Origin of the sequence: Membranihabitans maritimus (assembly GCF_021729145.1) — a bacterium.
GTDB lineage: Bacteria > Bacteroidota > Bacteroidia > Chitinophagales > Saprospiraceae > Membranihabitans > Membranihabitans maritimus.
This window is the reverse complement of sequence record NZ_JAJSLW010000001.1, coordinates 309,351-327,683: the sequence shown is the minus strand read 5'-3', so window position 1 is coordinate 327,683 and position 18,333 is coordinate 309,351. Positions and strand designations below refer to the sequence as shown.

The window sequence follows — 18,333 nt, the reverse complement described above, 5'->3', positions numbered from 1 at the left end:
AAGCTTAAAAAATATAAATGTGAAAAAAATGCCACTTACATTGCTTAGTAACCAATTTTACATTATTCTGCTGTTAACTATTTTTTGTCCGGCTATAGCTATTGGGGAGTCCGGGGATGAAATGCTATGGAAAGCGGGAACAGCCCGAATCAATATCACTCCCGATGAATCAATATGGATGGGTGGGTATGCATCCCGCAATCATCCTTCGGAAGGAATACGTCAGGATGTTTGGATTAAAGCAGTGGCGCTGGAAGATAGAAGTGGCAGGAAAGGAGTATTGGTCGCTATGGACCTGGTCTTAATTACTAAAAAAATATCAGACCGGATTCGCAACCAAATAAAAAATCAATATGGTCTGGATAAAGAACAAATCATTCTTAATGTATCACACACACATTCGGGGCCTGAGTTAAATTACCAAGAATGGAACATGGACGATAAGGAAAGAGAAAAGGTTCGCTCTTTTGCCAGGGAACTTGAATCCAAAACAGTTCAATTGGTCGGTAAAGCGCTAAATGATTTGAAACCCGCCCAGCTGTATGCTGGTAATGGACTTACGAGATTTCAAGTCAATCGACGGAATAATAAAGAACACGAATTAAAAAGCTATTCAGAATTAAAGGGCCCAAACGATTATGCTGTACCTGTGATTAAAATAATGGACAAAAATAATATTAAAGCCATTGTATTTGGTTATGCTTGTCACGCAACCGTTTTATCCGATTATTTAATCTCAGGAGATTATCCAGGATATGCTCAAAAAGTATTGGAAGAAAAGTATCCGGGAACAACAGCTCTTTTCTTCCAGGGTGCAGGAGGCGACCAAAATCCTTTACCTCGTCGTGAAGAAGGGTTAGCCGAACAATATGGCCTGGAATTATCTGCGGCTGTAGATCGGGTATTAAAAAGAGAGATGCGACCGTTGTCATCAGAATTAGTATTTTCTTATTCCGAAATTGAGATAGGGTTGCAGAAGGAGCCTCTCTCCCGGAAAGAGCTAGAATCAATTGTTCGCGATGATTCCTATCCTTCGTATCAAAAGCAGCGGGTCCGTATAGTTCTTAATAAAATGAATGGCGGAGTTAAATTTCCTCCCCATTATCCGTATCCGGTTGAGGTGTGGAAGGTCGGAGAACAAGCGATTTTTGCTTTGGGTGGGGAACTACTGGTTGGGTATGCGATAGAATTAAAGCGTATTTTCGGTGATGATATTTTTGTGTTTGGTTATTGTAATGATGTAATGGGATATATACCCACAGTGGAAGTCCTTCGGGAAGGGGGGTATGAGGCCAATCGGGCTCCGTATTTGAAAATGTACTCATGGGAACCTAATATCGAATATCTGATAATTAAAGAATCAAAAATATTAGCCAAAAAAGTGGGAGTTGAAATGCAATAACTATCCACATGATTATCCCGATTGATAGTTTTTTTAGAAATAAAATTTATGAATAGAAGGAAGTTTATCAAAAATACCACTTATTCCGGAACAGGACTTTTCATTTCCAATCAGTTGATTCCGGTTTCGGAACAAAAACCTAAGGGGGATGAATCTTATGATATCATGAAGGAGGTAAAAAAATATAGGAAGATAGACGCTCACGCTCATGTATATTTTACAGATGAAAGCCCCGGAATTCAAATTGACTTTGCGGATAGGTTACATATCGATAAGTTAATGATTTCACGAGCAATGGCTCCCCATAGTAAAGGGACTCCTGAAGAATTCAAAAAATGTAATGACCTAGTACTTAAAAGCATGAATCAATACCCTGACCGGTTTATTGGAATGCCTGTAGTGAATCCAGTCTACGCAAAAGAATCACTGGAAGAAATCGACAGATGTCTTGATTTAGGGATGGTTGGTATTGGTGAGCTATACAACCACATAAAAATTAATGATCCATTGTATTATCCCATTATTGAAAAATACATTGATTTAAAAATGATTATTCATATGCATTCTGCCATTGGCTATTCACGTGTAAAACTTAATTCCCGTGAACCGAAAAATATTTCCCTTCCTGAAGATTTTGTGGATATTGCCATGCGTTACCCTGAGGCTATGTTTCAGTTTGCGCACCTGGGAGGAGGCATTGATTGGGAGTATGCCTGCAAGACAATACAAAACTGCCCTAATATTTATGTAGATGTTTCAGGAAGTAATAACGAATCTAAAATAATTGAGTTTGCTTTAGAATATTTGGGAGAAGACAGGATTTTTTTCGGGTGCGATAATAGTTTTTATCAGGGAGTCGGACATATGCTTTCGGCAAAATTGACCGATAAACAACGAAGAAAAATATTTTTTGACAACTACAATAACATTCTCAAAAAATCAGGTAACCATGTTGATTGACAGTAATGCATATATTGGGCACTGGCCATTTAGAAAGTTTGAGGATAATAATCCAGAAGCACTATTAAATAGAATGAATGAATTTGGCACAGATCTATCTGTGGTAAGTAATCTCAACGGAATTTTTTACAAGAATACACAAAATGCTAATGAGGAGTTACAAGAAGTAATACGCAGTAAAAAAGCGTTCAAAGACAAATTTATTCCCTTTGCAGTAATTAATCCTATATATGGGGGGTGGCGGGAAGATTTTGAAAGATGTACAACTGTTTTGGGGATGAAAGGAGTCAGGCTTTACCCAAAATATCATTTATATGATATAACAAATCCTTCTTGTATTGAACTTGTTAAAATGTGTCGCGATAAAGGGGTTCCTGTGGCCTTTTCATTGCGAATGGTTGATAAACGAACCAGTTCCTGGATGGACATAGAAAATGAATGGGCGCTGAAAGATATTATTCCGATAATAAGAACCGTTCCGGATGCAAAATACATAATTTGTAATGTGGCTAATAGTTCAAATCTAAATGATGAGGATACATCGCTATTAAAGCAAACCAGTATTTTAATCGATTCATCAGGAAGGAACCTAACTAATTGGGCCGAATTGTTTTCAAAATACGGTGCTGATAAATTTTGCTTCGGAAGCCATTCCCCTATTCTGGACTATTGTACTGGGTTGTTGAGAATTGAATCCCTGAGAGAAAATGAAGCAAAGGAAATTACAAAAGATTTATTGCGGTCTGGAAATATCATAAAAATGCTTAATTTATGATCAGGAGATAATTATTTGTATAGTTGGAATGCAAGGTGTAAATACAATTATGAATGATGGGGCAATGTAAAACTACTTCAACTTGGAAGGATTTGGCCAAAATAAATTTGCGTTCTTATTATATCCCAATAATCTGAATTGTCTAATTGCTTTAATGCCAGTACGGTTGTTTCGAAATTAAATTTTGTTTTTATTGAAATTGTGCAATAGTATTTATATTATTGATTTTTTCATTCTTTAGAACCAATAATTATTGAATCTTCACTTTTAATGAGACATAAATAGAAGTATTTTGGTGAGAATGAAAAATACTTAACCTTAATTTTCTGACTTTGCAAAACATTCCCTATATTCGGTAACGTTACCGAATATCTATTGATTGGGTGAATTATTATTGTGGAAAGACGACTCTATTTTGTAATCTATTCCGAAAGAATATGAAATTGTCATTGCCTTTGGGCAAACTACAATATTCGATGGTTCCCTTTTGGTAAATGGCTGAATATGAGTATGAAAGAAACAGAAATTGCCCTTTGGAATTCATTTAGGAATGGAGACAGAGAGGCATTGTCCACAATTTTTCGGTCACATTATTCATTTCTATACCAATACGGGTACAAAATTTGTGGTAATAGTCAATTGGTAGAAGATTGCATTCAGGATCTTTTCCTATACCTTTATGAGACCAGGAAGACACTGGGAGATGTTACATACATTAAATCCTATCTTTTCAAATCTTACCGGAGACGATTGCTCAAAGAAATGCAAATAGCCAAGGGTGAAACAGTAAACCAATCGCATGAGAAATTGGTTGTTGAACCACAAGAAATTTATGTCCTCCCGGATGAAGATGCTGTTCGAAAGAAGATTATCGCGTCAATGATCAATAAATTGCCTCCGCGACAGCGAGAACTAATATTTCTCAGATATTATAGCGACCTGTCCATTGATGAAATTTCAGAAACGCTATCCATTTCCTATCGAAGTGTTATTAATACACTGTACAAAGCAATGATAAGATTGCGCAAAGACCAATCAGGTTTGCGAAAGATTGAGCATTTGTTATTTCCTATTTTATTAATTTTGTTTTCTATATAAATAAGGGGATAAACTCCTTGCCTGATAGATAGGTAATACTATCTCGCAGGTTTTTACTTTGCAGCAGAAATTACCTGGTATCAATTCTAATTATTCATACTAGAAGTCCCGGGATCTCGGGATAATGTGGATAGGATTTAGGAATTTGTTTTACCAATTTACAAGGTCCATATTAAAGAAACTGAAACATTTACCCGGGAGTTTTATAACTACCATTCGAAGATACTTTTGCCATATTAATCCGCAAAAATCATTAATTTCCCGTACTGCCTTATCAGTCTGCATCAAGTATACAAACGTTTTGGTTTACAAGTGATCACAAAGATTGATATTTACGAGTATCTCTGGATGTGGTGGTATCGAGAAGACAAGTATTATGAAGGCCTGACCGGGAATGCACGCCAGGGCCTGCCTGATTTCAGGATGTTTAATATTAATGGTGGTGCCCGGTCTGAGAAAGTAGACCACTTTGTAATGTCCTTCAAGTTGGACATGAATAATTTTGTGTCACCTCATAGATCCCCCCCGGCGATGTCAATCGGTACAGACTTTATAGGAACAGTATCTGTGGGACATGTGGTCTCCTGAAAACTATTGTCACAGGCCTCATTCGCATAATTTCAAATTAATCTAGTGCAATCAATCCTGGCCATTTTTTTCTTGAAGCATATGGATTAAGTAGCGCGTAAGTACCCTGGTGTAAATCTGAAATAATTTTTTTCAATAAAAAGTCTAAAAAATTGGTAGACCAAACCTAAAATATCGTCTCTATACATATAGATAGTTGAAATGAAAGTAATTACAATGAATTTGTAGATGTCAAAAGACCAATATATATTATTAAAGCAATTAATTGAAGATTCATCTTTTATTGATTGGGCAAATGGTTCTAAAACCGAATCATCGCAGAAATGGGATCGTTGGATGGAAGAAAACCCGGAACAAGAAGAACTTGTATCCAGAGCCAAATTGATTGTTACCGGTATTCGTTTCAATAAGAATAAGGTAGAAGCCTCTAAAATCGAGAAAGAACTATCCAAGCTAAATGCTACCATTGACAAAAAGGGAAGCATTCTTCCCACTATTAACCAGGTGAAAAGTAACTGGTCTCCGTGGAAGATTGCAGCGTCGTTGCTAGTCTTAATTATGGCAGGTTTTTGGGGAATACGGGAAATATACATGAATGGAGTCCAAACTTACCATACTGACTTTGGAGAACGCCAGGAAATTACCCTTTCTGATGGGACTGAAGTAGTAATGAATGCTAATTCTACTATTGAGTTTGTGCGGAAAAGACCCCGAAATATTAAAATGAATGGGGAAGTCTTTTTTAACGTTCAAAAAAAAACTGAAACCGGAGAAAAGTTTACGGTTCAAACATCAGATCTTGATATCGAAGTACTGGGAACCGTGTTCAATGTCAATACCAGATCTGAAAAAACGGAAGTTTTATTGGAAGAAGGCTCTGTGCAATTGCATATGGTCCAGCAAGAAAGTGTTTTAATGCACCCCGGGGATTTAATTTCTTATTCTGAAGAAACGAATACGCTTGTTCGTCAGGAGAAAGTAAAAACAGATATAGTTACTTCCTGGAAAGACGGTATTTTAATATTTGACAACACACCTTTGCGGGAAGCTCTAAAACTTCTGGAAAACATCTATAATATAAAAGTGAAATATGAAAATCAAACCACCGCAGAGAAAATTTTGGTGGGTGGAATTCCGAATGACAATTTAGAGCTGAGTTTAAAGACATTAAGTAATATCTATGACTTGGAGATCGAAAAGATTGAAGATACTGTAATCATTAGATAAACATTAGTTGAATGAGTAGAAGGTAAGAGCAAATAACAACAACAAATATACGCTGAATATAAAAGGCCATTATATTCCATTGGTAGCGTTGTAATTTACTTCTACTCACCTAAATAGAAAGAAGGATTTGAACATTAATTTCTGATTTAAAATCATAAAAGATGAATGTACTTATTTACATAAAATGCATAGCATTGTGGATCTTATTATTCACAATTACACCCCCGGTCATATCGGCAAATGAAGCCCAGCCGGAAAAAAGGCCTTTGGTTGAAGTTCTTAAAGAAATTTGCGAAAAGCATCAGGTGGTTATTACATATGATGTTAATATGCTGAGCGATATTAAGATAGAAATTGCAGATGAAGAAATAGCCGATCTCAACCTGGCAATTGAGAAAGTTATATCACAAACCAATTTGGACTATAAATATTTGGGAACCAAATACTATGTTATTTACAAGGATACCCGAAAAGGGAAAAAATCCATGAGAAAAATAAAGCGGAAGCTCAACCAGATAAGTTCAATTGAATCTTCCGGTGCTGTAAGTTTGGGTATTTCAAGTCCCGACAAAAAGGACAAAACATTGAGCCTGGTCAATGCCCTCAATTCGTTTTACGATGCGATAACGGTGTCAGGTACGGTAACGGATTCTGAAGGGCAACCTTTAATCGGTGTAAATGTATTGGTCAAAGGAACTACAAATGGTACATCAACAGACTTTGATGGTAATTTCACGCTCAATAACGTGGAAGAAGACGCTAAATTGGTGTTTTCATATATCGGGTACCAAACCCAGGAGATAACCCTTGAAGGACAAGAATTGGTGAATGTGGAGATGGTGACTGATGCACAAACGTTGGATGAGCTGGTAGTCGTGGGATATGGAACGGTCAAAAAAAGTGATTTAACAGGGTCGGTTCAAAGAATTGATGGTGAAGATTTTAAAAATCAAAATCCAACACAAATCGGAGAAATGCTTACCGGGACCATAGCAGGGTTTAATGCCAGTCAAAATCCATCTGCGGAGGGTGGAAGTTCATTAGAAGTCAGAGGGCCAACCTCCCTTAATGCAGAAACCGAACCTTTGATTGTATTGGACGGAGTAATTTTTAACGGTAATTTAGCTGACATTTCTCCAAATGATATTGAGTCTATAGATGTTCTTAAAGATGCCAGTTCTACCGCAATATATGGTTCACGAGCAGCTTCTGGAGTAATTATTATTACAACTAAACAAGGAATTTCTGGTAAACCGACAATAAGTTTTACTACAGATTTAGGGTTTTCCGAAGTGACAAATACTGATATTAGACCACTCAATGGGGAAGAATATACCAATTTTAGAAGAGATCTATTAATTACAGAAAATCCCAATCAGCCAAATTATTATTATCATAATCCTGAGGATCTGCCCAGCACTATAAGTACTGAGGAGTGGTATAACTTAAATGACAATCCTAATGCAGATATTACAACAGAATGGTTAAATAGACTTTTATTCTTCCCCACTGAAGTGGAAAATTACCTGGAAGGAAATTCAATCGATTGGATAGATAGAACTATTCAAAAAGGAATGAGACAAAATTATGATTTAAGTATAAATGGTGGTACTGATAGAATCTCTTATTACTGGTCAATGGGGTATACTAATAATGAAGGGGTAATTGTAGGCGATCAGTTCAAAACTTTAAGGACAAGGTTAAATGTCAATGCAAAAATTACTGACTTTCTAGATGCGGGAATTAATGCACAATTTTCCAATAGAAATCAAGATGCTATCCAGGCTAATTTGGGACAAGTATTCAGAAGTAGTCCTTTCAGTTCTTTTTATGAAGAGGATGGGACTGTCAAATGGTTCCCTAATGATTATTCCGGGTTTACAAATCCATTGATTAATACTCTTTTGCAACACAGGAACGCCAAAATAAATTCTATATTCAGTTCTATTTATGCAAATGTCAAACTTCCTTTTGAAATAAATTATAAATTATCATTTCAACCTAGATTTTCATATCTAAATAACTATAATTTCTGGCCTTCGTCGACACCTACAGGATCGGACGTGCAAGGGAGAGGAACAAGAAGAGAAGCTAAAACTTATGAATGGATGGTTGACAATCTATTGAGTTGGAACAAATCTTTTGGTATTCACTCATTTGATATCACATTCCTATACAATCTTGAAAAGTTCCAACAATGGCAATCTGATCAAACAGGTGAAGGTTTTGCTCCCAATGAAAATTTATCGTATAATGCTTTACAATTTGCTACCAATCAAGTCTTATCGAATTCAGATGACTATTCCACTGGAGATGCTTTAATGGGAAGATTAAATTATACTTTGGATGATAAATATCTCTTTACCTTTTCTATTCGCAGAGATGGATATTCAGCCTTTGGCCAAGGTAATCCCAGGGCAGTATTTCCTGCAGGTGCATTTGCCTGGAAAATATCTAACGAGGGTTTTTTTAGTGGAATAGATTTTTTCAACCAATTAAAACTCAGATTATCCTGGGGGGTAAATGGGAATCGAGAGATTGGAAGATATGCTGCATTAGCTCGCTTGGCACAGAATATTTATTCAAATGGATCTAGGGTTTTGGTTGGTGTTTTTAATAACTCTCTGGCAAATCCTTCACTAGCTTGGGAGAGAACAGAAGCATTTAATGTAGGCATAGATTTTGGCATAATGGAAGGTCGCATAAGTGGTAGTGTAGACCTATATGATATGACTACGAATGATCTGTTAATGGAAAGGATCCTGCCTCGAATAACTGGATTTGATAATGTCACAACAAATCTAGGGGAATTGCAAAACAGGGGATTTGAACTTACTTTAAATAGTTTTAATGTGGATAATTCAAACTTTAAATGGAACTCTGACTTGGTTTTCTCTTTAAACCGAAATAAAATTATTCACTTGTTTGGTGATTACGAAGAAGTAGAAATCAATGGTGAAATAGTTCGCAGGGAAATTTCAGATATTTCAAATGGATGGTTTATTGGACAAGCAATAGATAGAATCTGGGATTACAATATGATTGGGATTTGGCAAACGGACGAAAGTGATGAAGCTGAAAAGTATGGATTAAACCCGGGAGATTACAAAGCCGAGGATGTAAATGGAGATGGGACATACTCTCAATTGGAGGATAAGCAATTTATTGGATATCGACAACCGAGATATAGAATTGGTTTGAGAAACAACTTTACCTTCTTTCAAAATTTTTCTGCGTCTATTTTCATTCGAAGTGACTTGGGGCATATGGGTAATATTAATGATTTTGAACACACTACAAGTAATTTATATGATAGACTCGGAATGCGGAATATTCCTTACTGGACAGAGGCAAATCCTTCCAATGAATATGGATCTTTAACGGTAACTTCTGGTGCATATGGTGGAGGTTATAATGTTTATTTTGATCGGTCATTTATAAGAATCCAGGATTTGTCTCTATCATATCAAGTTCCCAATACTGCCATTCAAAGACTCAACCTACAAAGCTTAAGGATTTATACGTCTATCAGAAACATTTATAGTTTTAATAAATGGGAGTACTGGGATCCGGAATCAGGAAACAATCCCATGCCTAGAATATACACACTTGGACTTAACTTATCTCTTTAAACTCAAAAAGCAAAGAATATGAAATCTTTACATAAATCAATCTACTTTGGAATATTCTTCATTCTTTTTGCCAATTCGTGTACTGACCCAGAATGGTTAGATACAAAAGCTCTTTCCTTTTATGCCCCTGAAAATGTCTACGTAAATGAAGAAGGATTTGAATCTTTATTAATTACTATGAGAAAAGATATAAAGTCAGAACATTACCATGGAAGGAGTCCTATAGTAAATGAATATGCTATGTCTGATATTGGAGTGCCCGGAGCTCAGTCAAATAGGGTGGTAAAGGATTTTCCGAGCGTTTTGACTCCAGCAGGCGATGGAGGTGTTCACGATTTTCATAGTCGATTGTTTGACTTAGCTTACAACTCTATCCGAAGTGCAAACGTACTGGTTTCCAGAGTGGACAATATAGAGTGGGAAGATGAAGCAGTTCGCAATCGACTGCTTGCAGCTGGATATTTCTACAGATCGTATTGGTATTATAGGTTGGTAAATTCTTACGGAAATGTTCCTTTTATCGGAGAAGAAATTACAGGAGCTAAACTTGATTTTTTTACACATTCAAGATGGGCAATTTTAGATAAAATCCAGGAAGATATGGAGTGGGCAGTGGAATGGCTTCCTGAGACCAATGACCCCGGTGCAGAAACCGTTGGCGCAGGTAATCATTTATTAGCAAAAATTGCTTTGGCCAATATGGATTACGATCGTTCAATCCAAGCAGCGACAGATGTCATAAATGGTCCCTATGAACTCGTAACCGAAAGATTTGGCATTGATGCAAGTGACCCTAAAAGAAATGTTATTTGGGACCTTCACCGGACAGAGAATATTAATCATTCAGCTAATACTGAAACCATTTTTAGTGTAATTGACCGGTTTGAAGACCCAGAAGGAGCCAAGGTTGCTGATGGCCACTTTCTGGCGCAGGCTTATACACCAGCCTGGTGGCATTCCAGAGTACGTGACAGTGAAGGGAATAATGGGATGATTGACTCTGGTCCGCAATATGATACACTATTCAGAGGGAATGGAAATGCCAGACCTACTCCTTATTATCTTTACAGGATCTGGGATTTTGAAAACGATATCAGGAGAAGTGATATCAATTGGGTTGAATGGGATGAATTGTTGTATAATAACCCTGCATCAGTTGATTTTGGAGAGCCGGTAAACAGGTCCAATTTTGCTACACCAACAGACACATTCCAACATAGTTACTCTTTCCCAAACTACATTGTATTTGTTCCCGAGCAAATACAAGTTACCAGACCAACAGGAGGTAATGGTGATTTTTATATTTTTAGATTAGCAGAAACATATTTATTAAGAGCAGAAGCCTATTTTTGGCAGGGAAATCTTTCCGAAGCGGCGTCTGACTTGAATATTGTCCGTCAGCGAGCCGGTGCACTTCCGATATCGGAAAATGAGGTTGACATTGATTTTATTTTTGATGAACGAGCCCGTGAACTTTTTGCAGAAGAACCACGCCATGGGGAAATGGTCAGAGTGTCGTATATTATGGCCCAGGGGAATATGAATGGTTATTCATTGGATAACTTCAGTGATAATAACTGGTTTTTCGACAGAACAATGGACAAAAATTTATTTTTTCAGATAGAATTGCAATGGGGGTCTCAATCTTATCGGTTGGCACCATATAATGCACTTTGGCCTATTCCTGAGTCTGTTATTGCGGCAAATACTTTGGGGGTTATCAATCAAAACGAAGGATACTCAGGAGCCGGGAATAATCAACCTCCACTTGAGACCATTGAATAAATACCATTGAATTGACAATCTACTATGTTTATACTATTCAAAATTAGACCTCTATTTTGTTTGGCTTTATTGTGTTCTTTAAATTCAATACAAGCCCAGCACACAAGTCAACATATTGGCGATTCAGATGAAAAAGATTACCCTAATATTCTGATTATTACAGTAGATAATGTAGGGTATGGTGATTACTCGTTGTTTAATGCAGAATCAAAAATTGTAACTCCTACCCTTGATAGGATGGCGAAAGAGGGTGCTATTCTTACCGATTTTTATTCTGCTGGTGCTACCTGTACTGTTTCGAGGGCTACATTATTAACGGGTAGAATACCTCAACGAAATAGACTTGACTATCAACTCTCAGGGCTGGAGGGGAATTATGGTATTGGGTTGCGACATTCCGAAATTCTATTACCTGAAGTAATCAAAAATAGTCCGGGCAACTATGCTACGGCTGCATTTGGAAAATGGAATATAGGCTTTGCCCCCGGATCCAGACCAATAGACCGCGGATTTGACGAGTATTTAGGTATTGCCTCTGGCAATGCGGATCATTTTTCTCATGTATATGCCGGGAAACATGATTTGTATCAGAATAATGAAACTATCAACAGAAATGGTGAATACAGTACAGATATATTTGCTGATGCTACTATAGAATTTATTAGGAAGAGTAATAATCAATCAAGACCATGGTTTGTGTATTTACCCTTTGATGCCCCGCATTCACCTGGAGAACGAAATGTACCACCTGGTGAAATCAATAAGTTTCAGGCTCCGGAGTATGCATTTAAGCCTTATGACTTTACTCCGGAAGAAACCAATCCCCAAAATAGGTACAAAGCCGTTGTCACAGCAATTGACAATGCTATAGGAAGAGTCTTAAATGCGCTGGATTCTATGGGTGCTTTAGAGAATACTTTTATTTTCTTTTATTCAGATAACGGAGCCAACGTAAGTGATGTTCAAAAGAGAATTACAGGAACTCAGTTTAGTACTAATGCACCATTAAGGGGCGGCCGTTCGACTCTATATGAGGGTGGAATTAGAGTTCCTGCACTGGCTATGTGGAAAGGAACCATTCCTGCAAAAACTGTTATAAAAACACGCTTGTGGTCTCCGGATCTTTTTAGAGCCTGTGTAAATATAGCGCACTCGACATTACCCCAGGATCGATTTTTTGATGGGCACAATCCACTACCAGTATTGATAGGAAAAACTCAACATTCTCCTCATGCTACATTGTATTTTGAAGACGGCGAGGATGATGCATTGTTTTGGGCAGATTGGAAAATTGTTAGGGAAAAATCAGAACAACCTTGGCAACTGTACAATTTAAAAGAAGATATTTCAGAGGTTAATAATCTCGCCTCTGAACGACCAGATTTGGTTTATAAGCTAAATGCTGCTTTTGAGCAAAAGAAAAATGAAATAATATCTTACCATAAAATTCAGCAAAATAATTGCGAATGCAATTGTAAGTAATTATAAATTTGAAGTTACAAATGAAGAATAAAATAATGTTTATATGGCTATTCCTTTTCATTTTGACAGGTTATAGTACGAGAGGAACTGCACAAATAGTAAATTACCGCCCAAATTTTATTGTTGTTGTCACAGATGATCAGGGATATGGTGACGCTGGATATTCCGGCAACGATAGAGCGATAACACCTAATCTGGATAATCTGGCAAAGACCGGTTTGCGTTTGGATCGTTACTACAGTGCGCCTGTATGCTCGCCTACAAGGGCAAGTATTCTTACAGGACGATACCCTACCCGATTAGGTGTTTTTTCTTGGGGCCATTCACTTAGACCTCAGGAACAAACTATTGCAAGCGTTCTAAAAGAAAATGGATATCAAACGGGATTTTTCGGAAAATGGCATTTGGGATCCATCCGTTCAGGGCAGCCTACTAGTCCAGGGGCACACGGATTTGAAACCTGGTATGCAGCTGCTAATTTTTATGAAAACGATCCCTGGATGAGTAAAAATGGAATACCTGTAAAACTTGAAGGAGAAAGCTCTGATGTGACAATTGAATTGGCATTGGAGTATATAAATGATATTAAAGATAATGATGAGCCATTCCTGGTTTTCATTTGGCTGGGATCACCCCATCTCCCTCATGAGGCAGAGGATTATCTAAAAAACCTCTATCCTGATGAACCGGAAAATATGAAAAATTATCTGGGAGAAATAACAGGCATTGACCTTGCTATAGGGAAATTAAGAAGCAAATTAAAGGAAATGAATATTGATGAAGAAACTCTTTTGTGGTTTTCAAGTGACAACGGGGGCAAATTCCCAGAAGGGAATAATGGGAATCTAAAAGAACAAAAAGGAACATTATACGAAGGGGGAATTCGTATACCTGCATTGATTGAGTGGCCTAATACAATTCGTACCAATTCATCTAATGTAACAGCGAGTACAGTTGATGTATTTCCTACATTCCTGGAATTGGCCGGGGTAAATTCCTCAGATGCAGCCCATCCGTTGGATGGAATTAGCCTGGTTCCCCTTCTTGAAGGAGAAATGAACTCAAGACCAAAGCCACTCGGGTTTTGGAGCTACCCGGAAATCAAAGGTCAGGGAATGAAAAGTGACGAAATCATTATGAATTATCAAAAAGTATTGGCTGGAGACATGGATGTAAAAGACTTGAACGAAGGCTTACTAAATACCCCTGACCGGGATTATCCCGGACTAGATTCTTATCCTTACCCTGGCTCCTTAGTGTGGATAGAGAACAATTGGAAACTACACCAAAGTGGTGAATCATATGAATTATACAATCTTTCTGAAGACCCTGGTGAAGAAAAAAACCTTGCAAAAAAATTTCCTGATCGGGTAGATCACATGAAGAATGAGTTATCAACCTGGCAACAAAGCGTTGTAAAAAGTATACTTGGAAAAGATTATTAATAGATAAACCGATATAAAAATGAAATATTTACCAATTCATGCGGGAATTAACATAATTACCGCATTTTTTCTTTTTACTATTACTGTATTTGCCCAAACAAAGAATAATGAGAAAAATCCACCCAACATCCTCATTATCACTGTCGATAATATAGGATACGGGGATCTTCCCATGTATAATAAGGATTCTCCGATCATAACCCCCAATTTGGAACAATTGGCAGCTGATGGGGCAAAACTGACTAGTTTTTACACTGCCGGCGCAACATGTACCGTTTCGAGAGCTTCTTTACTAACAGGCCGTATCCCAAGAAGGCATCAACTCGTCAACCAGCTTGGAGGTATTTCCGGTAATTACGGGGTCGGACTTAGGCAATCGGAAGTGATTATTCCCAGGATGTTGGAAAGTTCACCGCACCAATATGCCACCGGAGCCTTCGGAAAGTGGAATATTGGTTTCGCCCCCGGATCAAGACCTACAGATCGGGGCTTTGATGAATACCTGGGCATTGCATCGGGTAATGCAGACCATTTCACCCATGTATATGCCGGTAAAAAGGACTTGTATCACAATACGGAGTCTATTAACCGAACGGGTGAATACAGTACAGACCTATTTGCTAATGCTGCAATAGACTTTATCGAAAAAAATACAGATCAATCCATCCCCTGGTTTGTATACCTGCCATTCGATGCTCCCCACCATCCGGGAGACCGGAATATTGATCCAGATGCAGAAAATATCTGGCAGGCTCCCGACTATGCTTTTGAGCCCTATGGACTATCTCCCAGGGAAGAAGACCCCCAAAAAAGATTTAATGCGGTGGTTACAGCGGTTGATATGGCTATAGGTAGAGTTATGAAAAAACTTGAAGAATTAGGGGTGGCTGAAAATACATTTATTTTCTTTTATTCGGATAATGGGGCTTTTTATCCGTACATTGAAAGTGGAATTCAGTCCAATGCCCCGTTGAAAGGTGCAGGGGTAACGCTATGGGAAGGAGGAATTAGAATACCTGCATTGGCCCGATGGCCAGGGAAGATCCGGGAAGGCTCGGTAATAGATACCCGCTTATGGTCTTTGGATTTGTTCCCTACATGTGCTAAATTAGCCAATGCCAAAATGCCAGAGGATCGTTTTATTGACGGGAAAAACCTGTTACCCAATTTAACGGGTGAAACAATTCATTCACCACACTCCACCTTGTTTTTTGAATATAGGAATTTTTCGGCATTGCATTGGGGGGATTGGAAAATACTCAGGGAAGGTGACGATGAAGATTGGCAATTGTATAACCTGAATGAAGATTTATCCGAAAGCAATAACATAGCTGCTGATAATGAGGAAAAAGTGATTAAACTAAGCGCCGCATTCGAACAAAAAAAAGATGAGATCAATAATTATCTCAAAATAGAACATATGTTTCAAAAAGAAAATTAATGATAAGTTTTAAATTTTACAGGGATGATTGGAATAGAAAAGAGAGCACAAAGGGTTTGATTCCCTTATTTTTTGCTTTTTCATTGTTGTATATTTTTCCTGCATATTCCCAACAAGTGGAGGGGAATGATCCAAATGATAAGCCCAATGTTCTGTTTATTATTTCTGATGATTTGACAACAACCGCATTGTCCAGTTATGAGAATTCCGCCTGTAGTACTCCGAATATTGATAAGTTGGCTTCAGAAGGGACCCGGTTTAACAGAGCGTATTGCCAATACCCTGTCTGCGGCCCCTCAAGGGCTTCGCTAATGTTTGGTTATTATCCAACCGCTACTACTACTTACGGATATGTCAGTGGGAGAGAAAACGTAGGTCCGGAAAAGGAATCCTGGGCACAATTTTTCAGGAACAATGGGTATTTTACGGCAAGGGTTGGGAAGATTTTTCATATGGGGTCTGTGGATATTATGAAAGGAAGAAATGGACAAGACGATCCTGCTTCCTGGGATGAAAGGTATAATAGTCCGGCCCCGGAAGTTAATGCCAGGGGAGAATCCGAACTGGTACAAAAAAATCCATTCGGCACCCGCCCCATCCTGAAAGGTGAAGATGTCAATGGAGGTAACCTGATGAATATCGTCAAGACAGAACCCGGAGTGGAGCATACCGATGTGAAAACAGCAGAAAAGATCTCAGAACTGTTGCGTGAGCACAAAAATGAACCCTTTTTTATAGCAGCCGGACTATTCCGTCCACACGTTCCTTTCGTTGCACCGAAAACATCATTTGAGCCTTATCCGCATGAAGAAATGGTATTACCACCGAAAGTAATAAATGACTGGGATGATATTCCGGAACAGGGTATCAATTACGTTACCAGTGTCAATGGACAGATGACCGAAGAACAGGAGAAAAAAGCTATTGCAGCGTATTATGCCTCTACGGAGTTTATGGACGAGCAGGTGGGAAAAATATTAAGTACACTGGAGGAAGAAGGACTGGATGATAACACCATAGTTATTATGACATCTGATCACGGGTATTTGTTAGGGGAACACCGATTCTGGATGAAGGTGAGTCTCATGGAAGAATCAGTCAGAGTACCCCTTATCATCAAGGTACCTGGAAAGGAACCCGCGGTTTGTAATTCTTTTGCCGAGTTAATAGACTTATATCCTACCATCGCGGAGTTGGCTGGGTTGGAAGTTCCGGTAGGTATTCAGGGAACTAGTTTAGCTCCCCTTTTTGACAATCCTGAATCTGAAGTAAAGGATATGGCTTTCTCTGTCTCGCAAAGAAACGGTAGAATGGGATATCTGGTCCGCACTGACAAATGGGCGTATATGCAATATGGGGACGATGGAAGCGGGGGAATGGAATTATACGACATGCAACTCGACTCGAAACAATTTAACAACCTTGCCAATCACCCAAGGTATAAAAGTATGGTAGATGAAATGCAAAAAAGGTTGAATGAAAAATTAATAGACGTTAAGACAAATGACCTAAATATCAAATATAGTGGTAGTAATTAACTTGTGGATTACCCGACTGGCAGATCATCGGATATGGGTGTTAGTTCGGGTAACAACTTGATTTTCAAACCAAATAAATTTTATGCAAAGTGCTGAAATATAATAACTTGAATAGCTTTGTTTTGTGATTCTTTATGCTATTCTTTTCTGTAATGATTAGAAAAAAATCCTAATTTTTTTATCAAATTCCAAAGATTATATGTATTATTGGTAACGTTACCGTAGTCTTATATAAAGGTTACGGGTATCTGAGGTTGTGAAAAGAGTTTATTTCGACTCAATTAAGAAAAAGGTTCGGATTAAATTTTCCTCAGAAGCGAAGAAAAACATGTTGACCAATGAAGCAAGATGTCGAAGATGGTAAATTATGGAAATCACTTAAATCCGGTAATTTAAATGCACTGGAAAAAGTTTTCAAATCCCATTATGCATACCTGCATAATTATGGCTTGAAAATGGTCAATAATGTTGACCTTGTTGAAGATTGCTTGCAGGACCTGTTTTTGCACATTTATGAAAACAGAAAAAATCTCGGAGAAGTAAAATATATAAGATCCTATCTGTTTACCGCATTCAGAAGGAATTTGTTGTACAGGATTAAGCAATACAATAATAAGATCGTTGCCAGTGATGATGTGGAACTCCGCTTTACTCCTGAAGAAACCGGACTGACCGACCGGGAAGTATTCAGGAATGAGGTTCTATCCGACATGTTAAATAGTCTTTCCCCCCGACAGAAGGAATTAATCTATTTGCGTTATTACCAGGAAATGTCTGTTCAGGAAATATCCAAGACTATATCAGTAGCTCCCCGGGGAATAACTAATATGCTTTACAAAGCTATGCTCAAATTAAAAAGTGATAAAATATCATTACTTAAGCTGGAAAAATTAATAACGCTGGCAATACTTATTGTTTTTGGCAATTTTTAGTCATTCCTTTTTTCTCGATTCAAAGATA

The 18,333-nt window shown here is 37.8% G+C and carries 13 protein-coding genes; all 13 read left to right on the top strand.

Translation table 11 applies throughout. The annotated features are described in order from the left end of the window. Window positions 1-28 precede the first annotated feature (28 nt). The 13 genes from LVD47_RS01145 to LVD47_RS01085 all read left to right on the top strand — a co-directional run bounded on the left by LVD47_RS01145 (window position 29) and on the right by LVD47_RS01085 (window position 18,305). On the top strand, window positions 29-1,402 hold the full coding sequence (locus LVD47_RS01145; RefSeq protein ID WP_236973843.1) for a neutral/alkaline non-lysosomal ceramidase N-terminal domain-containing protein: 1,374 nt from the start codon (window positions 29-31) through the stop codon (window positions 1,400-1,402). A gap of 48 nt (window positions 1,403-1,450) precedes the next feature. After that, a complete protein-coding gene (locus LVD47_RS01140) occupies window positions 1,451-2,362 on the top strand; it encodes an amidohydrolase family protein (protein ID WP_236973677.1) in 912 nt (303 codons plus the stop codon). Beyond that, window positions 2,352-3,137 (top strand): amidohydrolase family protein, encoded by a 786-nt coding sequence (locus tag LVD47_RS01135; protein ID WP_236973676.1) that lies wholly within the window; start codon window positions 2,352-2,354, stop codon window positions 3,135-3,137. The genes LVD47_RS01140 and LVD47_RS01135 overlap by 11 nt, the downstream gene beginning before the upstream one ends. Window positions 3,138-3,641: 504 nt before the next feature. Next, window positions 3,642-4,235, top strand: coding sequence for an RNA polymerase sigma factor (locus tag LVD47_RS01130; protein WP_236973675.1), 594 nt, complete (start codon window positions 3,642-3,644; stop codon window positions 4,233-4,235). Window positions 4,236-4,547: 312 nt separating this feature from the next. Then, a complete protein-coding gene (locus LVD47_RS01125) occupies window positions 4,548-4,823 on the top strand; it encodes a hypothetical protein (RefSeq protein WP_236973674.1) in 276 nt (91 codons plus the stop codon). A 228-nt stretch (window positions 4,824-5,051) separates the two neighbouring features. Next, on the top strand, window positions 5,052-6,050 hold the full coding sequence (locus LVD47_RS01120; protein ID WP_236973673.1) for a FecR family protein: 999 nt from the start codon (window positions 5,052-5,054) through the stop codon (window positions 6,048-6,050). A 161-nt stretch (window positions 6,051-6,211) separates the two neighbouring features. Continuing rightward, window positions 6,212-9,682, top strand: coding sequence for a SusC/RagA family TonB-linked outer membrane protein (locus LVD47_RS01115; protein ID WP_236973672.1), 3,471 nt, complete (start codon window positions 6,212-6,214; stop codon window positions 9,680-9,682). A gap of 18 nt (window positions 9,683-9,700) precedes the next feature. Beyond that, window positions 9,701-11,467: a RagB/SusD family nutrient uptake outer membrane protein gene (locus tag LVD47_RS01110; RefSeq protein WP_236973671.1), complete on the top strand. Its 1,767-nt coding sequence runs from the start codon at window positions 9,701-9,703 to the stop codon at window positions 11,465-11,467. 24 nt (window positions 11,468-11,491) lie between these two features. Then, the gene (locus tag LVD47_RS01105) at window positions 11,492-12,949 is read left to right on the top strand and encodes a sulfatase-like hydrolase/transferase (protein ID WP_236973670.1); all 1,458 of its coding nucleotides are present in this window, start codon (window positions 11,492-11,494) and stop codon (window positions 12,947-12,949) included. A gap of 20 nt (window positions 12,950-12,969) precedes the next feature. Then, entirely contained in the window at window positions 12,970-14,394 is a 1,425-nt protein-coding gene (locus LVD47_RS01100) for a sulfatase-like hydrolase/transferase (RefSeq protein WP_236973669.1), read from the top strand. Window positions 14,395-14,413: 19 nt separating this feature from the next. Beyond that, window positions 14,414-15,835, top strand: coding sequence for a sulfatase-like hydrolase/transferase (locus tag LVD47_RS01095; protein WP_236973668.1), 1,422 nt, complete (start codon window positions 14,414-14,416; stop codon window positions 15,833-15,835). Next, window positions 15,835-17,373, top strand: a complete 1,539-nt coding sequence (locus LVD47_RS01090) for a sulfatase (protein ID WP_236973667.1) — start codon at window positions 15,835-15,837, stop codon at window positions 17,371-17,373. The genes LVD47_RS01095 and LVD47_RS01090 overlap by 1 nt, the downstream gene beginning before the upstream one ends. Window positions 17,374-17,711: 338 nt before the next feature. Beyond that, window positions 17,712-18,305, top strand: coding sequence for an RNA polymerase sigma factor (locus tag LVD47_RS01085; RefSeq protein ID WP_236973666.1), 594 nt, complete (start codon window positions 17,712-17,714; stop codon window positions 18,303-18,305). The last annotated feature ends 28 nt before the right edge of the window (window positions 18,306-18,333 follow it).

Coding starts and splice junctions, on each gene's coding strand:
- LVD47_RS01145 (WP_236973843.1), top strand. CDS start 29: ATGCCACTTACATTGCTTAGTAACCAATTTTACATTATTCTGCTGTTA.
- LVD47_RS01140 (WP_236973677.1), top strand. CDS start 1,451: ATGAATAGAAGGAAGTTTATCAAAAATACCACTTATTCCGGAACAGGA.
- LVD47_RS01135 (WP_236973676.1), top strand. CDS start 2,352: ATGTTGATTGACAGTAATGCATATATTGGGCACTGGCCATTTAGAAAG.
- LVD47_RS01130 (WP_236973675.1), top strand. CDS start 3,642: ATGAGTATGAAAGAAACAGAAATTGCCCTTTGGAATTCATTTAGGAAT.
- LVD47_RS01120 (WP_236973673.1), top strand. CDS start 5,052: ATGTCAAAAGACCAATATATATTATTAAAGCAATTAATTGAAGATTCA.
- LVD47_RS01115 (WP_236973672.1), top strand. CDS start 6,212: ATGAATGTACTTATTTACATAAAATGCATAGCATTGTGGATCTTATTA.
- LVD47_RS01110 (WP_236973671.1), top strand. CDS start 9,701: ATGAAATCTTTACATAAATCAATCTACTTTGGAATATTCTTCATTCTT.
- LVD47_RS01105 (WP_236973670.1), top strand. CDS start 11,492: ATGTTTATACTATTCAAAATTAGACCTCTATTTTGTTTGGCTTTATTG.
- LVD47_RS01100 (WP_236973669.1), top strand. CDS start 12,970: ATGAAGAATAAAATAATGTTTATATGGCTATTCCTTTTCATTTTGACA.
- LVD47_RS01095 (WP_236973668.1), top strand. CDS start 14,414: ATGAAATATTTACCAATTCATGCGGGAATTAACATAATTACCGCATTT.
- LVD47_RS01090 (WP_236973667.1), top strand. CDS start 15,835: ATGATAAGTTTTAAATTTTACAGGGATGATTGGAATAGAAAAGAGAGC.
- LVD47_RS01085 (WP_236973666.1), top strand. CDS start 17,712: ATGAAGCAAGATGTCGAAGATGGTAAATTATGGAAATCACTTAAATCC.